The following is an 18,049-nucleotide window of genomic DNA, read 5'->3' as shown; positions in this document are numbered from 1 at the left end:
GAAACCTCTTCAAGTAAGAGGTTTTCTTCTTTTTTAAATGTAGGCTTGCTTAGATGTATCTGACTGGCTATGCTGTGATGGATTGTCATGAAAGCCAATTTTAATTTAAGCAAAATTAAGCTCTTGTATTAGAGATATATAATCTATTTTGCTCGACTATAAATACCGAATGATTTAAAGGAAACCCAAAGATGAAATCTCGTGCAGCTGTCGCCTTTGCCCCAGGAAAACCTTTAGAAATTGTTGAAGTTGATGTTGCACCACCTCAAGCGGGTGAAGTTTTAATAAAAATTACCCATACAGGGGTATGTCATACCGATGCTTTTACATTATCTGGCGATGACCCAGAGGGTGTTTTTCCTGCCATCTTAGGTCATGAAGGCGCAGGTGTTGTGGTTGAAGTGGGTGAGGGTGTAACAAGCGTTAAACCTGGTGACCATGTGATTCCACTTTATACGGCTGAATGTAAAGAGTGTTTATTCTGTAAATCTGGAAAAACCAACTTATGTGTTGCGGTACGTGCTACTCAAGGTAAAGGTGTAATGCCGGATGGAACCACACGTTTTTCATATAACGGCGAACCGATTTACCATTACATGGGTTGTTCAACCTTTAGTGAATATACGGTAGTTGCAGAAGTCTCTTTGGCTAAAATCAATCCTGAAGCGAATCACGAACAAGTTTGTTTACTTGGATGTGGTGTGACAACTGGTATTGGCGCCGTGCATAACACAGCAAAAGTACAAGAAGGTGATTCTGTTGCCGTATTTGGTTTAGGCGGTATTGGTTTAGCTGTTGTACAAGGTGCACGCCAAGCGAAAGCAGGACGCATTATTGTCGTAGATACAAACCCAGATAAATTTGAACTTGCTAAACAGTTTGGTGCTACCGATTTCTTAAATCCAAAAGATTATGACCAACCTATTCAGCAAGTGATTGTAGAAATGACAGGTTGGGGCGTAGATCATTCATTTGAATGTATTGGTAACGTCAAGGTTATGCGTTCGGCTCTAGAGTGTGCACATCGTGGTTGGGGACAATCCGTTATTATTGGTGTTGCTGGTGCAGGTCAAGAAATTTCGACTCGTCCATTCCAGCTAGTGACAGGCCGTAAATGGTTAGGTACTGCTTTTGGTGGGGTAAAAGGCCGCTCACAACTTCCTAAAATGGTCGAAGATGCTATGAAAGGTGAGATTCAACTTGAACCTTTTGTAACGCATACAATGCCTCTACAAGACATTAATACCGCTTTTGATTTAATGCACGAAGGTAAATCAATTCGTACTGTCATTCATTTCTAAATAAAAGAAAAAAAGGGCTGTGATTCAGCCCTTTTTTACCACTTATAGTTTTATATCTTAAATAGCATTACCACACATGTCTGTTGTGCCCTGAGGATAGTTAAACTGTAATGCATTACGGTCAGTAATGAGTTCACTAGACAACTCTTGTCCAAATAATTGTTCAGCATCTATGGATATAGCACTTGAAGCAGAAAAGCTTATATTCTCAAGTGGAGCGGGTAAAGTAGATTTATATCCCTGATCAACACCATTTATAATAAAGCCAACTTGCTTAATGTTCTGATTAATATAGACACCTAATCTTTGGTATCCATTTGCATTATTTGCCAGCTTCTGACCTTTATAGTATGGATGGTCGGGTCCGCTATTATCTCTAAGCCGGTAAGCTATATTATAGCTTAATTTAGCAGGATTCTCACCAAAATCTGGATCATAAGTGCCCATATCAAACCAATAGTTGGATCTAACTGTATAGCCATTATTTGTTACGCCATTAAAACCAATGGCAGAGAAGTAATAAGCAGAATTACCAAATGATGAGTTTCCAATAGCTGAGATTGGAAGCTTAAGCTCTATTTCAAATGCAATAATACCTGTGTGAGGTAATATGAAATCTCCAATGTTATTGGATGAATGAAGACTAGCTTTACTTTTAGCTACATACTCTACAATACCATATTCATTTTCTGGTATAGGCTGATCCACTTTAAGACTAAATTTTTGGCCAATTATCAATGGGAATTTTTTCATAGACCAATAATCAGAGTGTTCATTATTCCAAAGATCATAATCTTCTTGAGTTGCATCAAAATTGTATTGGCAGACTGGGGCAGAGGAATTAAGGGAATTCGTTTGAGCCAAGAGGATTTGAGACGCTAATTTTTCATTCTTTGCAGTTGATGAAAAGTTTTGAGATGCGACTTTTTGGTTAGATTCGCTATGCGTTACTGTATTGGTATTATCAGAAGACACTTCATACATGGCCCAACATAATGTCACTGCACTAAGAGTAACCATACCTATTTTTTTCATAAATATTCCTATCAAATTAAGTATTAACTTTTTATAACGTATTGATAAATTAAAATTTATTATTAATATTTAAAATTATTATGTTTATAAACTATTGAATATGATTAATCATATTCAATAGTTACAGTGGCCATTGCACGAACTTTACCAGGCGTAACATTTGCTGCAGTTTGATAGTATCGAGCTGTTAAAGGAACATCATATTGAATGGTTTGATTTGATTGTACGGTTCCCAATTCTAGTTTATTACCTACGCCAATAACCTGATTCTTATTTTGATAATTCCATACAAGTTGAACTCCAACACCATTTGCTTTAGTTGCATTTGGTTCAAGATTTTTTAAAACTTGAGTATTAGTACCGTCTTGTTGATAATCAAAACTCAAGCTAATAAGGTTTTTTTCTTCATAACCCGTTGGGTTTATACCGCCATTACACAGAATATTTAGTTCGAAGGATTGGTCTCCTTGAGTTGAACCAACACCTTTAAACCCTGCCTTTGTAACCGTTGGCAGTTGTACCTGTTTATTAATAGCACCACGCCATTCACAAGAAGACGAAGCGATAGTAATTGCGTTACCATATACGGTACTGGTTAAAAATGGACGATCACTTCGGTTTCCAGCATAATAACTACTATAAACACCAGGAACTAAAGTTCCGGCTCCAGTATTTTCAGCTGTTTTCACAATTTCTACAACGAAATAGCCTTCTGCAAGATAAAAGCGACTGCTTGGGACACGACGAGTATAAGGGTAGTAACCAGAGAAATTTCCAGCATTAAATGCTTCACGATAGAGACGAATACCAATTCCTGGGATATTTGTTGAATAGATGCTATCCCCAAGTGAACTAATTGGGTAATTTTGTAATAACTGTGCCGTCAACATATCCGAAAGACTACAGGTATAGTAGGTATAAGAATCTGGTCTGATCTCAAAAAGTGATTTAACTAAAACTTTACCCACAGGGTCGCTTGGTCGAACTACAACTCGTCCAACTCTCATAGGAACATCAATTGTTTTGAAGCCCGAACTAGTTGAACACGCAGCTTGAGTCGCCGTATTAATACAAAAACCTACTGCAACTAATGCACTGTTTAAGAGTAATTTTTTCATTTGCAGACAGCCTCAGTCATTACCATGCTTTGTTGCTTATTTTGCAACTGATTACTGATGTTATACTCAACCGAACAACGCTCATTGCTTTCGTCGCCCCATTTTACATAGAGACTATCTTGAGCAAGTGGGGTACGTAAGTAAATCATACTACCTTGCGCAACAATACCTACAGCTTCATCTTTTTGATTAAAGACTTGAGCTCCAAATGGTAAACTGTTGCCATCAGCAGTTTTACTATTAATGTAGACTGCATAACCTGTCTTGGTCGTAAAATCTACTTTCGCAATTGCACCAGCAAAAGGTGCGATACGTTGACTTGTTTCTTCTAATTCTACTTGGCTCGACATCTCTTGTGGGTCAAGCGTAATATCATTTAGGCGGTAAGGTGTTACATACGGGATAACCGCATAACCAGCCTTATTTACACTTAAACCAACGGTATTATTCACTTTTGCCCCAGCTGCATCAGGTGCATGTACAAGTACCATTGTTTGGCCTTGCTCAGGTCCAAATAAAATACCATCTGAATGTGCAACCACACTACCACTTAAGCTAACCATTGCTTGTTGGTAAGAGTCAGCAATACTATAAGAGCCGCCAACAGTTGTATAGTTCGTACGATAACGACCATTAGCGTTAAACGTTGGGTTTGCATAGTCTTGATGCGAAACAGAGGCACCATAACTAAAGCGATCGCCAACCATCCCACTTGCACCAACAGTACGGCTGTCTTCAGAAGCAGTAACGTTGACGTTGACTGAATTCTTCTTAAAGTTAATCGGGAATGAAAGCGTCATTAAATATTCAGTATCATGCGTCGCATCATTTGAACCGTACTCAACCTTACGGTTAATGGCAGATAAACCATAAGTTAAACCATGGTAGTTATTGCTATAACCAATTTGGTACTGCTTAGTACTTTCGCTACGGTTCCAATAGTCAACCCACGAACCCACTACATAGAAGTTACCCCAACCTTCAGGAAGTCCTTGGTTTAAAGTAATTTGGAATTCACTACGCTGGTGGCCCGCAGCCGCATAAGTGTTTACACCTTTTTCTTCTAAATCGCGAATAAGTAGAGCATCACGTAATTTATAGAAGTTTTCTGTCGAGTAACGATATGCAGCAAGGGTTAAGTTTGTGTTAGTCGGAGAAATTAACTTACTATAACTTAAACGGAAACTTTGCCCAGATTGTGATGACTGTTTTTCAAAGTCAGCTTCTGAGTGCGTCACATCTAATGCAACAGCACCAATTGGTGTAGCAAAAGCAGCACCTAACAATACAGCAGCATAATTTTCTGTAGCTTGTATGCCCGTATAACCTGTTAGGTAGTTGTTAATACCTTGTTGGTATTTACCCTGAACTACCCAAGGGTTAAGGTCGATATCTTGATCTCGGAATTGACCTACAGTCAAAGAGTAACGGTTTACACCTGGACGCAACATTTGTACAACTGAAGCATATGGAACCGAAAATTTTTGTACTTGGCCATTTGCTTCAATAATAGAAACTTCAATTTCCCCGCCAAAACCAGTAGGGTAAAGGTCATTAATCTCAAAATTACCTGGTGCAACAGTTGTTTGATAGATAAGTTGGCCTTGTTGACGAACTTCAACTTTTGCATTGGTTTTTGCGTTACCACGAATACGCGGGGCGTAACCTAACATACTATTTGGTAGCATTCGGTCATCACTTGAGAAATCGATACCACGATAACCAATAGAGTCAAATACTTCGCCGTTTGTAAAACTATCACCTAGCGTTAAAACACCACGGTATTTAGGGAAGGCTCTTTGTAAGTATGTACTTGTTTCTTGATAATCTGATTTAGATTGATTTTCAGCAGGTGTATCTTGCCATTGCCACTGGCCATTATGACGTAATTGCCAACCAGCAATATTTAAACCAGCCGTAACGCCCATAAATGCGTTTGTTGTTTCACTTTGATCATTCGACTGATTAAATGTTTTATAAGCACTACCACTATAAGACAGAAAACCAGCATTGATACCACGATCCCATACGCTTGGGTCGACATAACCTTGCGCATTTTTTTGCAAAGCAACTTGCGGAATAGAAATATCTACACGTAAACGAGAGGTATCAAACTCATAGAATGCATTTTCAACCCACTCTTCAATTTTATAACAACTATTATTTTCTTTTTGAAGGGCAGTATGTTTAGACAAAATGTCTTGTTTAACGCCGTACTCAAGTAGGTTTGTTCCTGTGAAACAGGTTACTGCATTTTTATTAGGGTCTAATGCTTTAAAGACCATACGACGTTTGCCAAACCATTGACCATTTACATATACGTCAACGTTATACTCGCCTGGTAAAACAGGGTTTCCATATTTAAAACGAGAAATATCAACTTTCTGAGCATCCCCAATTAAAAAAGCAGAATCAAATTCAGCCTCTACTGGAGCACTCGTAGTTGTTTCTTCAGCATGCACGAATACAGGCATTGTCATTGTGACAACACCAGAAGCCAAGTAGTAACAAATATGGCGTTTTAATAATTTATAAGATTCTTGCCTTTTTTTTGGCATAGCTAAGTCCGCCTACACATATAGGTGCTTAAATTTATTAAAAAGATAAATCTGATTACTGAAGTTTTATCGGGTGCTCAACGCGACCACCATAGTCATTGACGTTAATAAAACTCATATCTTGAAGGTTGCCATTCTTAAGCTGAACTGACGCTTCAGAGAAAGGCTTAATCATTAGCCCCTGAGGTAATAAATCAACCTTTTTATCACCTGCCTTTTGGTAAACAGAAGTCATTGTGATATGAAAAGGGGTAGGATTTTTTACCGTTAAATTTTGACCAGATTTAATCCATTGAAGCTTATCTGATGCTAAATTCGCATCTTCTTTAATCGATGAAGGACGATAGAAGAATTTAATGCGTGAACGAATTGCAAGTTGTAAGAAATTATCAGGTGTCGTATCTTCACTTTTTGAAGTAGGTCTTGGTGGAATATCTAAAATATTCAACCACAGAACTGTTTCTTGCTTCTGATTTAACTGAGAAGCATTTGGTAAAGCTGTAATACGAAGAGTCTGACTTTTCGTTGCTTCAACACGAGAAATAGGAGGAGCAATCATAAAAGGAACTTTTGATTGGTCCGGTGTACTTTTTGGGTCACCTTCGTCAATCCAAGCTTGGACAAGTGCTGGCTTTGAACCGTTATTGCTAACTTGTAGCGTAACTTCTCTAGCATCTGACGGGTAAATTACACGAGTGCCATGAATTACAATTTCTGCTTGAGTAGCAGGTGCAATAACTGCTGAAGCAAATGCTAAACCTAACAAAAAATTATAACTGTTCAATTTCATTTTCGAGTTCTCAACCAAGAAAGATTCAGGAAAGCGTTACACAAAACAGGGTTTCCATGCGGACATAGAAACCCCGCTATCAATTAATTATTGATAGATAATTGTGTATTGAACAGAAGTAGTTACTTTACCAGCAGTAGAAGCGCCAGTTGCATAGTATTCAGCGTAGTAGTTAAGGTCAGCACCTGCGCCATCAGCTACGTCAACCCATTGAGAGTTAGCTTGAGCACCGTTTGCACCCGCAGCAAGTACTGGGATGAAGTTGTTGTTGCTACCTAAAAGTTGAACGTTAACGTTTTTAGCACCAGTAGCGTCTTGGTTAAGTAAGCGACCAGTATTAAAGTCAACAGTTGCACCTGGTTCGAAGTAAGTAGCTACTTTACCTTGTGAACAGTTAGCTAAGTTGATTTGGAAAGGAGTACGACCAGCAACATCCCCAGCAACAGCTAAAGTTTGTTTAGAAACAGTTGGAAGAGTAACTGTGAAGTCTTTACCAGCAGGGGTAACGATGTCACAAGTTTTGTCTGTAACTAAACCATTAATTGTAATTGTACCATCAGCAGCTTGAGCATTAGCAATCCCTACAACCGAAAGAGCAGCAATCAAAGCAAGTTTTTTCATAGTGTTTTCTCAAAAGTCTGGATAAAAGTTTATTTCCTTACTTTTCCAGTGTTTGACATCTTGAAAAGTAATGCGGCGATATTAACACTTCTTAAACAAAATGCAAACTACATCACATTATTTTTTCATAATTTTAATTGTGCCGCGCTATTTATTTTGAATGTAGGGCTAGTATTTACAACCTATGCAGTTGTTTATAAAAGTTTTTTTATTTTATGGAAGAAAGATACTATGTAAAAAAGCAAGTTACATAAGAACACTATGCAAATTGAAAAGAATTAAACAATTTATGTGAAAAATAAGCTTAAACTCTTAGAATACAATTATATAGAATAAATTATGTATATGTATACAGAAAAAATAGACGAATAGTCATTTTTAATAAGAAAGAGTGATCCAATCGTCAATTCATCAAAATGTGCGATGAATTCGATAAATCACTCTCTTATCCAAGCTTACTAATGAAATAAGCTCAAATATTCTAGTTATAAGTTAGTGATAATTGATAAGTACAACCTTGTGATTCGAACCTATACTTTCAATACTAGTGTCCATTTTCTCAGTGTGTTGAGCTAATTTAAAAAGACTATCTTTATTTAAATATTCACTATCAAGTTTAATATTTAAATTATTTACATCAACACATTCTATCTCACTATGTTCTCTTGAACACGTATCTTCAACAATATTTCCTCTTATCATTATAGTGTTACTTGCATAACAGAATAGTGGGGAAGTGGAAAGCACCATCAAAACAAGAAGTTTAAATATATTATTTTTCATTTTATATACCTATTTATAAAATAGCTTATATATAATTGATACATTATTTTTAATTTAAAAACAATTATTAAGCTTAAAATAATAAAAATTATTAATTTTCACGTGATATAAATCACATTAACGATTTTAAATAATGTAATAGTTAAAATTCTTAAACCATATTAATCCATGTAATTAATTAAAAATTAAATTATTAATACAAATCATTGATATTTAATTAATTTTTAAAAAATAGATAACAACAAAACATAGAATAATTAAATGATATATAATTAAATATTTAATAAAAATTTAATTTATTTGTTTAATTTATAATTTATGTTTCAAAATTATTACTGAGAAATAAAATATGGATTTTAATGAAAATGTGATTAGGTATACATTATTAAGCTAATGTGTAATTAAATTTGCTTTATATTACGGACCTGAGCATATAAGACCTAATAAATTAGAATTTAGCATACACTTTAAATATTTTAGGAAAATGAACTAACGAAATATAATTCGTAGATTCCTTTGGATTTAGGTAGGGAAAAGTTCAATAAAATCAAACAAGCGATTATTAGCCAAACCTAATCATAATTTCTATTTAATTAGATTTTATGAATACTATTTATTATGCATCAATAGCAACGTCAGAAGATGCTAGTGCTGAATTTAATTAGAATAAAGATTCATTCCACATAGCTAAAACGTACCACAATAGCTAGAAAGAGAAATAAGCACTACAAACAAATGAAGGATAGCTACCAAGCTACGGGTCAATATTGAATTATATAATTGTTCGTATAATGTGATGTCCAGATTATGTTACTAAGCCCCAGTGAGAACATTGTTAGTCTCACGGGGCTTTTTAACATCAATCTGCATTATGCGAATTTGAAGCCGAGGCGGGGAGTCCACGTCTTCTAATGGTGGACTCTAGTCTCAAATTTGAGAATTTTATACGTCTTTTTGTACTTCTAATGGTGGACTCTATTCCGATATTTCGGAATTTTTAGAGGTCTTTCGAGTTTCTTACAACTACTTTTCCGTTTGCTGATATCTCAACATTATCGATAGCTTGATCAAGAATTATATGTACAAGCTCACTATCTTTAATGGGCTGTAGATTTTTATTGATCAGAATTTTATTGAGCTCTACACACTTCTTTCTAAGAGATTCTTGCTCTTTGTCATTTAAACGTACTGTTACTGCCATTTTGATCACATTTTAGGGTTATTAACTTGCATACAATATTACTTGTATATGTGTTATATGTGCTTGCTATTCATGTGTAATTGTATTAAATTCTGCTCAATGTTATTTGTATACATGCGTAATTAGCCCATGCTAGATCATATTTGCATAAATGCGCCATTTGAATCCAGCTTCTACTCAGTAGATGCGGAAGGGCGTTATTTTTTTGTAGATATCGATCTCCACACCATAGAAATTCCACTTGCGTCACGATCAGTTCATAAAAATGACGATGGTTCAATTTCTGCTGCTGCTTTATTTCATCCATTTGAAAGTGTGCCAACTCATTACACGGGTATGGCAATGAAAGTATTTTTCGATGCTAGTTATGAGCCTTACGTACAAATTAAGGCTTCACCTGCAAAGTTATTGCAAGGTCATAACGTTTTTGGTTCGGATGATATAGAGCAGGGTGCTGATGAAATGATCGGCTTCTTACACATGGCTTATCCAGTTCTTACCCGTATGCTCGATTGGAATCGTGCTTGGGTTTCACATATTGATGTGACTTACTCGGCTAAGTTGTCAGATCAGACAACGGCTAAAAAGATTCTGGACTTTCTGGCTAATGTCAGTAGCGGTCAAACTAGACTTTCCAATAAGCGGTTTGATAGCTCTGTGTATTGGGGTGGCCAGACGTCCAGACTTGTAAACCATAAATGCTATTTAAAGCATGATGAATTTCTTTCCCAGTTTGAAGAACTTAAGCAACTGGCAAAGAAGAATGACAAGTCAGCTCAAAGAGTTGTCGATGTCATGTCTGACTCACGGTTAATTAACTGGACGGTCGGGCTTTTACGTTTTGAATCACGTTTAAAAAAACGTTGGCTTGAACGTAATGGAGTACCAACGAACCTTTATGAACTTATAGCATTTCAAAAGGCAAATCCTGATTTACTTCAAACACTTTGGACTAAAGCAACGCACGGAATATTTGATGCCATGAGAGGTCAAACTGTGAAATTGATTAATGATGAAAGTGTCTTGGAAGCCATATCTAACTCGCCAGTTGTCGTTACCAATAGCGGTAAGGTTTCTCAAACACGTATTCGAAATATTTATTCTACGTACTGTTTAGTGCGTGAACATGGCTTAGAGAAGCTAGCAGAAATGCTTCCTAAACCTACGTTTTATAGACATTTATCTGAACTTTGCGATTGTGGCTTTTCAAAAGCATTTTTGCAGAACTTGCATGACAACAAGGCTAAAAACGTCATTCCATTTATGAAGCTCGTAGAAATCGACTTTTCACAACAATTGCCTGAGTGGTATGAGCCACCAGTATCGCAATTTAAATCAGTAGCTTAAAGGTGAGCAAATGAACAATACACAACATCCAATTATGACAGTTACAGGCATCCGCAAAGCTGCGGGTGATTTCAAGGATCAGGCAACTGGTAAAGAAATTAAATATTCGTCTACGGTTGTTACCGTACTTCAAGATTATTCAGACAAAGAAAAAGAACAAGGCGCAATCGGTTTTAAATCGACTGACTATAAGATCCAAGGTGCACAATTCTTTAACGATTACATTGGACAGAAATTGCCAGCCGAGGCTGCAATGATCTTTGATTGGGATTTCACGGGCAAACAGCCAAAGGCTGTCTTAGTGGCGTTAGATTTCAATGCGAATACGCTTAGTGAGCAGCAAATTGAACATGCATTTAAGAAAGAGGTTGATAAAGTGACTAAGGTTAATATCTAAAAGTCTTTATCAATCAAAGTGTTAATAATAAAACACTTCGTATAATGTATAATATGTCAATTAAATCAACAACTTAGGTTAATTTAACTATGGCAGAATACGTTTATAAATGCAAGAAGTGCGGTAGAGAGTTTACAAAACACTCATCTTACTGCATCCATTTTTACAAGTGTAAATAACGAATTTTCCGACTTTTGGGGGCGTTAATCGCAGGTCGGTAACCTATTTGGGGGAGAGGTAAAGATGCTTTATCTCGTTTGGATCTTTTTCATAATTGGGGTGCTGACAACATGCATTTTTACTATCAACTTCATGAAAAACATGTATCTAAAAATGCGTGATAAACACATCGATTAGGTCAAAAAGATATGTCAGTAATGCACGTTTGTAGCCAATTATCTCAACCTGACGCTAACGGGTTGCAAGTGTGCCTTGAATGGGTGCTGATCAATCAGTCCATTCTTCCGCCTTTAACTCTCGATGAAGCCTTAATTTTGGGTGGGGGTTTTTGGGCGGTTTGTGTAGTCGCTAAGTCATATCGATTATTAGCGGACTTTATTAGAACTTTAAGATAGGGAGAAAACTTATGGCTTTACAAAATGTTGAGGTGATTCAACAAGAAGCTCATAAAAAAACATGGTTCCAACGTTTCCGTACATCTGCAAAGTATGCACCTGTTGCTCTAGGTTCTGCTTTGGCGATGTCTGGAGCTAATGCAGCCGTAACTATGCCAACAATTGATACAGGCGACATCATCACTTTTATTGGTGTTGTTCTTGCTGCTGTTGCGACTATTGGTGCAGCTTGGATTATGGTTCCGCTCGCAGCTAAAGGTATTAAAGCGCTCATTCGAGCATTCTAATTGATTGTGGGCTACCAGCTACGAAAAAACAGCGAAGCGAGGGCCCGCAGCTAGCTGTTTTTTTGTAGGGGTAAGCCCATGTCAGAAATCTTTCCATACTTCGTATTACTGCTATTCATTGTTAGCGGTTTTATCTTATTTAAGTAATTGGGGATTATTTAAATGAGACATCTAAAATATTTGATTTTTATAATTATAAGTTTATTTTCCGTTCAAGCTTTTGCTGTCACATGGGAAGCTAATGTTAATGGCACTATAAAAACTGGTTCTACTGCTGATGCTGTTTGTTCTTTAGCTCAGGCCTATGTATCTTCTTCTTATCCGAACCAAAATACTACTTACTCACATACATTGACCAAGCGAAGTGATCAGCTTTACTTATGCTTAGTTTATGCAGCTAATAATCATGGTGGACCGTGGGATTTTAATGTTTATACAAATGACACAGTTCCTCCTGTTACTTGCCCTAATTCTGGCTCTCCTGTTGCCACATATTTTGAAGCTAATACACCAATTCCGCTTCGTGTTTGTAAAGCTAATGCCGATGGTACTTACTGCGTATATGATGCTGCTAACAAGCTTAATCCTGTTGTAACTTCATTAGGTGAAAAGCAACTTATTATTTTGGCGTCTGTTAGTAGTATTCCATCACCATCGTGTACTCCTGAATTTTCTAAATCATCATGTGACCCTAAAGACCCATACGGGGGATGTTATCAGCCTCCTGATGATGGTTGTAATCGTATGGCTGACGGTTCAATTTATTGCCCTGAGGGTACACCACCACCTCCAATCCAATCTGGTTGTTCTAATAACGCTACGTATTGTGATATGCCTCCGACTGGTTGTGGCTCAAACTATGTTCCGGGTAACTTTAACGGTAAACAAATCTGTGTGAAAAATAGTAATCCACCGCCTACAGACCCAATTGATCAACCACCAGACCCCGAAGATCCGCCTCCACCTGATCCGAACGATCCACCACCAGCATCTTCACCACCGCCATCTCCTCCAGATACAAGTGGACCAATTTTGCGGGCTATTTTAGATGCTGTAAATGCAGTGAATAACAAACTGACATGGCTTAAAAATGAGTTAGTAAACTCACTTAATTACATTGCTAAAAAGATCGATGGAACGAATGCTAAGTTAGATACGGTTAACCAAAAGTTAGACACTGTTAATACTTCAATCAAAGATACTACTTCTGCTGTTAACGCGAATGGTGACAAGATTAAGGCTGCTGTAGATGCCAATGCAACTACGGTTAAAACTGCTGTAGATGCGAATACAAGCGCTGTTAAGGGTGCGGTTGATGCAAACACTAATTCGACTGCTAACAAGCTAAATGATGTAGTAAATGCTATTAATAATAAGCCTGTTGGCGGTGGTAGCGTAACAAATGTTGATTTAACAGAAACAAATGGCCATCTCAAAGGTATTAAAGAATGGTTGAGCGTTGCTGACAATTCAAATCCAGAAGACGGAAAGATAAACGTAATTCAAAACGAAATTGACACCAATTTTGATGGAAATCTTATTAATGCTACTGGTACTTGTCCTCCTGCAATGCAGATTACTTTTACTCTTATACAAACCCATACGATTCAATTTAGCTATGAGACATTTTGTTATGGCGCAACTTTAGTCCGTCCGTGGGTTATTTTTGTTGGCATGTTATCGGCATTCTTTATTGTTACTGGTCACTATCGAGGTGCTAGCAATGATTAGAGGATTAGTCTTTTTATTGATGTATGTAGGTGAGAAATTCTTATCTACAGCATTTAAAAAATTATTGGCTGGTGCAGGTTTGGGGATTGTTTCATTTGCACTTTCACAGTCAGTTTTTTCAATTTTACTTAACTATGTAAATAATCAATTTCAGCAACTTTCAGGTCTATTTTATTTAATTGATCTTGCGGGGGTTGATGTTGCTATTAGTTATATTTTGTCTGCTGTATCAATACGCATAACAATGAACGCGGGCAAATTATCGATTAGGAAACTACAATAATGTTATACGCTATCGTTGCAAAGCCTGGTCAGGGGAAATCATATTTTGCTGTAGTTCGTATGTATGAAGAGCAGCAGAAAAATTTAGATAATCTAAAAAAGAATGCACCTATTTTTGAAGAAAATAGAAAGCTATTAGAGGAACGTGATTTATTAAATCGAGATTTCACGTATACCTATGAAATTGGTAATCAGAAGTTTGAGAAAACCTCAAACTACGAATATTTTGATTGTCTCGAAGATGCAGAACAATTCCCTGAATACTTTGAATATTACTTTTTTTATAACAAATACATCGAGCAAATTACTAAAGATGAAGGCATTGCATTAACGGCCTTGCTTCCAGTTAGACAGATTTACTCAAATATTAATGGATTAAAAATTCAGGGTGTTCTGCCGTTTCCTAGCCTCGATTGGCGTAAAACACCTATGGGATCGATTCATTATATTGATGAAATCCGTGACCATCCTCCGTACAACTGGGATGGCCGAAAAGTATGTGAAGACCCGATCATTAAAGAAATGTCTAAGGTTCGTCATACTGATAAGGATGTATGGCTAATTACCCAAGATGCTGAGGACTTTAACTATTCACTTAGACAGTTAATCGATAAGTTGTATTTCGTTAAAAGACCACCTCAAAACCCACAGGCTTGTGGTATCTATGTGTTTGATAAATACATTAGTCGCCCACGTGATGCAGCAGATTCTTTGCGTGATCCGAAGAAGTATGTTGATTATTTCCTGTTGGTTTATAAAAAGAAATATCAACGAATGTATGTCAGTGCTTCTTCTCATACATCCATGAAATTCAGGATTCCTCCCAAAGTTTTTTTCTACTCACTTTTGTTTATTTTAATTTTTGCAATTGTCGTAATTGGTTTTATGAAAATACCTATTTTTCAAAACTTTGGTCATGCATTTAAGCAAATGACAGGTCAAGAAGAAGATGCATTTAGCAAATTAACCGCAGGTCCTAAAGTTGCTGATGACAAGTCAATATCTATGGCTGACAAATTAAAATATGAAGCTGAGTGCGGTACTTTAACACCAGAACAATGTGCTGATTTGAAGAATCCAGAAGTCAGAAATCAGCAACTCCAGAAACAAAATGATGTTCGGATGGAGACAATTGCAGTCAAGTACAATCCAAATAGACCGTATGAAATGGATACTTCAAAGATTGAATATCAAGTGACGTCTAAGCCTGTATTTGCGGGCTGTATGAAGCAAAAAGGTAGATATGTTGCTTACACTGAACAGGGCACAATTTTGCATGATGTGAGCCAGTCAGACTGTGCAAAACTGATTGAAGATAATGATCGTCCATACAACTACTTTAAGCAGCAATCACAAGGTTTTTTGCAACCACAGCAGGCACAGCAATTGCCACAGCAACTACAACAATCTGATTACCCATCTCGATATAAAGAGGCTGAAATTATCGCTAAGTACGAGGCTGCAAAACAGCAAGGCTTAATTTAAATTTCTTCTCTTTGATTACAAAAACCGTCTATTTGATGTAACGTAGTCTTAATAAAAGAGTGTCTTCAGGGGAATTGAGACACATCGCGTATAACAATTGATTTAACGTATTTTTTGAGTGTCTCAAGGCGTAGTCTAGACACTCTGACAAGGGGTTATATGATGTTTATTTGGCAATTTATTAAAGATAATTTTGGCCTGTTTTTGTATTTTCTTCTTGCTGTAGTTTGCTATATACAATTTGCTCTAAAAACTCTTCGCGAGATTAAATATCAACAAGATGATGATCAATATATCCCTTAATTTTCGCCTCACCTCGAGGTCTTATTGCTGCATATTTAAACAGTAAAATTAATGTCTGAAAGTTCGCATAATGTGATGTCCAGATTATGTTACTAAGCCCCAGTGAGAACATTGTTAGTCTCACGGGGCTTTTTAACATCAATCTGCATTATGCGAATTTGAAGCCGAGGCGGGGAGTCCACGTCTTCTAATGGTGGACTCTAGTCTCAAATTTGAGAATTTTATACGTCTTTTTGTACTTCTAATGGTGGACTCTATTCCGATATTTCGGAATTTTTAGAGGTCTTTCGAGTTTCTTACAACTACTTTTCCGTTTGCTGATATCTCAACATTATCGATAGCTTGATCAAGAATTATATGTACAAGCTCACTATCTTTAATGGGCTGTAGATTTTTATTGATCAGAATTTTATTGAGCTCTACACACTTCTTTCTAAGAGATTCTTGCTCTTTGTCATTTAAACGTACTGTTACTGCCATTTTGATCACATTTTAGGGTTATTAACTTGCATACAATATTACTTGTATATGTGTTATATGTGCTTGCTATTCATGTGTAATTGTATTAAATTCTGCTCAATGTTATTTGTATACATGCGTAATTAGCCCATGCTAGATCATATTTGCATAAATGCGCCATTTGAATCCAGCTTCTACTCAGTAGATGCGGAAGGGCGTTATTTTTTTGTAGATATCGATCTCCACACCATAGAAATTCCACTTGCGTCACGATCAGTTCATAAAAATGACGATGGTTCAATTTCTGCTGCTGCTTTATTTCATCCATTTGAAAGTGTGCCAACTCATTACACGGGTATGGCAATGAAAGTATTTTTCGATGCTAGTTATGAGCCTTACGTACAAATTAAGGCTTCACCTGCAAAGTTATTGCAAGGTCATAACGTTTTTGGTTCGGATGATATAGAGCAGGGTGCTGATGAAATGATCGGCTTCTTACACATGGCTTATCCAGTTCTTACCCGTATGCTCGATTGGAATCGTGCTTGGGTTTCACATATTGATGTGACTTACTCGGCTAAGTTGTCAGATCAGACAACGGCTAAAAAGATTCTGGACTTTCTGGCTAATGTCAGTAGCGGTCAAACTAGACTTTCCAATAAGCGGTTTGATAGCTCTGTGTATTGGGGTGGCCAGACGTCCAGACTTGTAAACCATAAATGCTATTTAAAGCATGATGAATTTCTTTCCCAGTTTGAAGAACTTAAGCAACTGGCAAAGAAGAATGACAAGTCAGCTCAAAGAGTTGTCGATGTCATGTCTGACTCACGGTTAATTAACTGGACGGTCGGGCTTTTACGTTTTGAATCACGTTTAAAAAAACGTTGGCTTGAACGTAATGGAGTACCAACGAACCTTTATGAACTTATAGCATTTCAAAAGGCAAATCCTGATTTACTTCAAACACTTTGGACTAAAGCAACGCACGGAATATTTGATGCCATGAGAGGTCAAACTGTGAAATTGATTAATGATGAAAGTGTCTTGGAAGCCATATCTAACTCGCCAGTTGTCGTTACCAATAGCGGTAAGGTTTCTCAAACACGTATTCGAAATATTTATTCTACGTACTGTTTAGTGCGTGAACATGGCTTAGAGAAGCTAGCAGAAATGCTTCCTAAACCTACGTTTTATAGACATTTATCTGAACTTTGCGATTGTGGCTTTTCAAAAGCATTTTTGCAGAACTTGCATGACAACAAGGCTAAAAACGTCATTCCATTTATGAAGCTCGTAGAAATCGACTTTTCACAACAATTGCCTGAGTGGTATGAGCCACCAGTATCGCAATTTAAATCAGTAGCTTAAAGGTGAGCAAATGAACAATACACAACATCCAATTATGACAGTTACAGGCATCCGCAAAGCTGCGGGTGATTTCAAGGATCAGGCAACTGGTAAAGAAATTAAATATTCGTCTACGGTTGTTACCGTACTTCAAGATTATTCAGACAAAGAAAAAGAACAAGGCGCAATCGGTTTTAAATCGACTGACTATAAGATCCAAGGTGCACAATTCTTTAACGATTACATTGGACAGAAATTGCCAGCCGAGGCTGCAATGATCTTTGATTGGGATTTCACGGGCAAACAGCCAAAGGCTGTCTTAGTGGCGTTAGATTTCAATGCGAATACGCTTAGTGAGCAGCAAATTGAACATGCATTTAAGAAAGAGGTTGATAAAGTGACTAAGGTTAATATCTAAAAGTCTTTATC

18 protein-coding genes are annotated in these 18,049 nt (G+C 36.9%); 10 read left to right on the top strand and 8 right to left on the bottom strand.

Features of this window, described 5'->3' with window-relative positions; genetic code table 11:
- The first annotated feature begins 191 nt into the window (after positions 1-191).
- A complete protein-coding gene (locus KTJ10_RS00420) occupies positions 192-1,301 on the top strand; it encodes an S-(hydroxymethyl)glutathione dehydrogenase/class III alcohol dehydrogenase (RefSeq protein ID WP_002113559.1) in 1,110 nt (369 codons plus the stop codon).
- Positions 1,302-1,358: 57 nt separating this feature from the next.
- Here KTJ10_RS00420 and KTJ10_RS00415 read toward each other — a convergent pair whose 3' ends face one another.
- The 7 genes from KTJ10_RS00415 to KTJ10_RS00385 form a co-directional block, all read right to left on the bottom strand.
- Positions 1,359-2,336, bottom strand: coding sequence for a DUF4882 domain-containing protein (locus tag KTJ10_RS00415; RefSeq protein ID WP_262441077.1), 978 nt, complete (start codon positions 2,334-2,336; stop codon positions 1,359-1,361).
- 104 nt (positions 2,337-2,440) lie between these two features.
- The gene (locus KTJ10_RS00410; protein ID WP_064784179.1) at positions 2,441-3,454 is read right to left on the bottom strand and encodes a fimbrial protein; all 1,014 of its coding nucleotides are present in this window, start codon (positions 3,452-3,454) and stop codon (positions 2,441-2,443) included.
- Complete coding sequence (locus tag KTJ10_RS00405; protein ID WP_262441076.1) at positions 3,451-6,012, bottom strand: fimbria/pilus outer membrane usher protein; 2,562 nt, start codon at positions 6,010-6,012, stop codon at positions 3,451-3,453. Before KTJ10_RS00405 ends, KTJ10_RS00410 begins: the two co-directional genes overlap by 4 nt.
- 55 nt (positions 6,013-6,067) lie before the next feature.
- Entirely contained in the window at positions 6,068-6,802 is a 735-nt protein-coding gene (locus KTJ10_RS00400) for a molecular chaperone (protein WP_017398844.1), read from the bottom strand.
- 87 nt (positions 6,803-6,889) lie between these two features.
- Positions 6,890-7,423, bottom strand: a complete 534-nt coding sequence (locus tag KTJ10_RS00395; protein WP_002113678.1) for a fimbrial protein — start codon at positions 7,421-7,423, stop codon at positions 6,890-6,892.
- Positions 7,424-7,915: 492 nt separating this feature from the next.
- Complete coding sequence (locus KTJ10_RS00390) at positions 7,916-8,206, bottom strand: hypothetical protein (protein ID WP_086264689.1); 291 nt, start codon at positions 8,204-8,206, stop codon at positions 7,916-7,918.
- 997 nt (positions 8,207-9,203) lie between these two features.
- Entirely contained in the window at positions 9,204-9,407 is a 204-nt protein-coding gene (locus tag KTJ10_RS00385) for a hypothetical protein (RefSeq protein ID WP_000301760.1), read from the bottom strand.
- Positions 9,408-9,536: 129 nt separating this feature from the next.
- On the opposite strand from KTJ10_RS00385, the gene KTJ10_RS00380 reads away from it, so the two are divergent.
- The 7 genes from KTJ10_RS00380 (at position 9,537) to KTJ10_RS00350 (ending at position 15,511) form a co-directional block, all read left to right on the top strand.
- Complete coding sequence (locus KTJ10_RS00380) at positions 9,537-10,754, top strand: phage/plasmid replication protein, II/X family (protein ID WP_262441072.1); 1,218 nt, start codon at positions 9,537-9,539, stop codon at positions 10,752-10,754.
- A gap of 10 nt (positions 10,755-10,764) precedes the next feature.
- Positions 10,765-11,151 carry a hypothetical protein gene (locus tag KTJ10_RS00375; RefSeq protein ID WP_262441071.1) on the top strand — a complete coding sequence of 129 codons (387 nt, stop codon included), beginning with the start codon at positions 10,765-10,767 and terminating at the stop codon, positions 11,149-11,151.
- Between the two features lie 368 nt (positions 11,152-11,519).
- Complete coding sequence (locus KTJ10_RS00370) at positions 11,520-11,726, top strand: hypothetical protein (RefSeq protein ID WP_072617915.1); 207 nt, start codon at positions 11,520-11,522, stop codon at positions 11,724-11,726.
- A gap of 11 nt (positions 11,727-11,737) precedes the next feature.
- Positions 11,738-12,013, top strand: a complete 276-nt coding sequence (locus KTJ10_RS00365; RefSeq protein WP_072617914.1) for a major capsid protein — start codon at positions 11,738-11,740, stop codon at positions 12,011-12,013.
- A 162-nt stretch (positions 12,014-12,175) separates the two neighbouring features.
- Positions 12,176-13,744: a virulence factor TspB C-terminal domain-related protein gene (locus KTJ10_RS00360; RefSeq protein ID WP_262441075.1), complete on the top strand. Its 1,569-nt coding sequence runs from the start codon at positions 12,176-12,178 to the stop codon at positions 13,742-13,744.
- Positions 13,737-14,027 carry a DUF2523 domain-containing protein gene (locus tag KTJ10_RS00355; RefSeq protein ID WP_262441074.1) on the top strand — a complete coding sequence of 97 codons (291 nt, stop codon included), beginning with the start codon at positions 13,737-13,739 and terminating at the stop codon, positions 14,025-14,027. The genes KTJ10_RS00360 and KTJ10_RS00355 overlap by 8 nt, the downstream gene beginning before the upstream one ends.
- A complete protein-coding gene (locus KTJ10_RS00350; RefSeq protein ID WP_262441073.1) occupies positions 14,027-15,511 on the top strand; it encodes a zonular occludens toxin domain-containing protein in 1,485 nt (494 codons plus the stop codon). The genes KTJ10_RS00355 and KTJ10_RS00350 overlap by 1 nt, the downstream gene beginning before the upstream one ends.
- 579 nt (positions 15,512-16,090) lie before the next feature.
- Here the strand turns inward: KTJ10_RS00350 and KTJ10_RS00345 are convergent.
- Positions 16,091-16,294 (bottom strand): hypothetical protein, encoded by a 204-nt coding sequence (locus KTJ10_RS00345; protein WP_000301760.1) that lies wholly within the window; start codon positions 16,292-16,294, stop codon positions 16,091-16,093.
- A 129-nt stretch (positions 16,295-16,423) separates the two neighbouring features.
- Between KTJ10_RS00345 and KTJ10_RS00340 the strand changes: the two genes are divergently transcribed.
- The gene (locus KTJ10_RS00340) at positions 16,424-17,641 is read left to right on the top strand and encodes a phage/plasmid replication protein, II/X family (protein WP_262441072.1); all 1,218 of its coding nucleotides are present in this window, start codon (positions 16,424-16,426) and stop codon (positions 17,639-17,641) included.
- Between the two features lie 10 nt (positions 17,642-17,651).
- The gene (locus KTJ10_RS00335) at positions 17,652-18,038 is read left to right on the top strand and encodes a hypothetical protein (protein ID WP_262441071.1); all 387 of its coding nucleotides are present in this window, start codon (positions 17,652-17,654) and stop codon (positions 18,036-18,038) included.
- Positions 18,039-18,049 lie beyond the last annotated feature (11 nt).

It is taken from the genome of Acinetobacter sp. WU_MDCI_Abxc222, assembly GCF_025514755.1.
Lineage (GTDB): Bacteria > Pseudomonadota > Gammaproteobacteria > Pseudomonadales > Moraxellaceae > Acinetobacter > Acinetobacter geminorum.
Note: the sequence above shows the minus strand (reverse complement) of the source record. Positions and strands in the feature narration are given on the sequence as shown.

Excerpts from the sequence above, each read along its gene's own strand:
- KTJ10_RS00420 (WP_002113559.1), top strand. The coding sequence starts at position 192 with ATGAAATCTCGTGCAGCTGTCGCCTTTGCCCCAGGAAAACCTTTAGAA.
- KTJ10_RS00415 (WP_262441077.1), bottom strand. The coding sequence starts at position 2,336 with ATGAAAAAAATAGGTATGGTTACTCTTAGTGCAGTGACATTATGTTGG.
- KTJ10_RS00410 (WP_064784179.1), bottom strand. The coding sequence starts at position 3,454 with ATGAAAAAATTACTCTTAAACAGTGCATTAGTTGCAGTAGGTTTTTGT.
- KTJ10_RS00405 (WP_262441076.1), bottom strand. The coding sequence starts at position 6,012 with ATGCCAAAAAAAAGGCAAGAATCTTATAAATTATTAAAACGCCATATT.
- KTJ10_RS00400 (WP_017398844.1), bottom strand. The coding sequence starts at position 6,802 with ATGAAATTGAACAGTTATAATTTTTTGTTAGGTTTAGCATTTGCTTCA.
- KTJ10_RS00395 (WP_002113678.1), bottom strand. The coding sequence starts at position 7,423 with ATGAAAAAACTTGCTTTGATTGCTGCTCTTTCGGTTGTAGGGATTGCT.
- KTJ10_RS00390 (WP_086264689.1), bottom strand. The coding sequence starts at position 8,206 with ATGAAAAATAATATATTTAAACTTCTTGTTTTGATGGTGCTTTCCACT.
- KTJ10_RS00385 (WP_000301760.1), bottom strand. The coding sequence starts at position 9,407 with ATGGCAGTAACAGTACGTTTAAATGACAAAGAGCAAGAATCTCTTAGA.
- KTJ10_RS00380 (WP_262441072.1), top strand. The coding sequence starts at position 9,537 with ATGCTAGATCATATTTGCATAAATGCGCCATTTGAATCCAGCTTCTAC.
- KTJ10_RS00375 (WP_262441071.1), top strand. The coding sequence starts at position 10,765 with ATGAACAATACACAACATCCAATTATGACAGTTACAGGCATCCGCAAA.
- KTJ10_RS00370 (WP_072617915.1), top strand. The coding sequence starts at position 11,520 with ATGTCAGTAATGCACGTTTGTAGCCAATTATCTCAACCTGACGCTAAC.
- KTJ10_RS00365 (WP_072617914.1), top strand. The coding sequence starts at position 11,738 with ATGGCTTTACAAAATGTTGAGGTGATTCAACAAGAAGCTCATAAAAAA.
- KTJ10_RS00360 (WP_262441075.1), top strand. The coding sequence starts at position 12,176 with ATGAGACATCTAAAATATTTGATTTTTATAATTATAAGTTTATTTTCC.
- KTJ10_RS00355 (WP_262441074.1), top strand. The coding sequence starts at position 13,737 with ATGATTAGAGGATTAGTCTTTTTATTGATGTATGTAGGTGAGAAATTC.
- KTJ10_RS00350 (WP_262441073.1), top strand. The coding sequence starts at position 14,027 with ATGTTATACGCTATCGTTGCAAAGCCTGGTCAGGGGAAATCATATTTT.
- KTJ10_RS00345 (WP_000301760.1), bottom strand. The coding sequence starts at position 16,294 with ATGGCAGTAACAGTACGTTTAAATGACAAAGAGCAAGAATCTCTTAGA.
- KTJ10_RS00340 (WP_262441072.1), top strand. The coding sequence starts at position 16,424 with ATGCTAGATCATATTTGCATAAATGCGCCATTTGAATCCAGCTTCTAC.
- KTJ10_RS00335 (WP_262441071.1), top strand. The coding sequence starts at position 17,652 with ATGAACAATACACAACATCCAATTATGACAGTTACAGGCATCCGCAAA.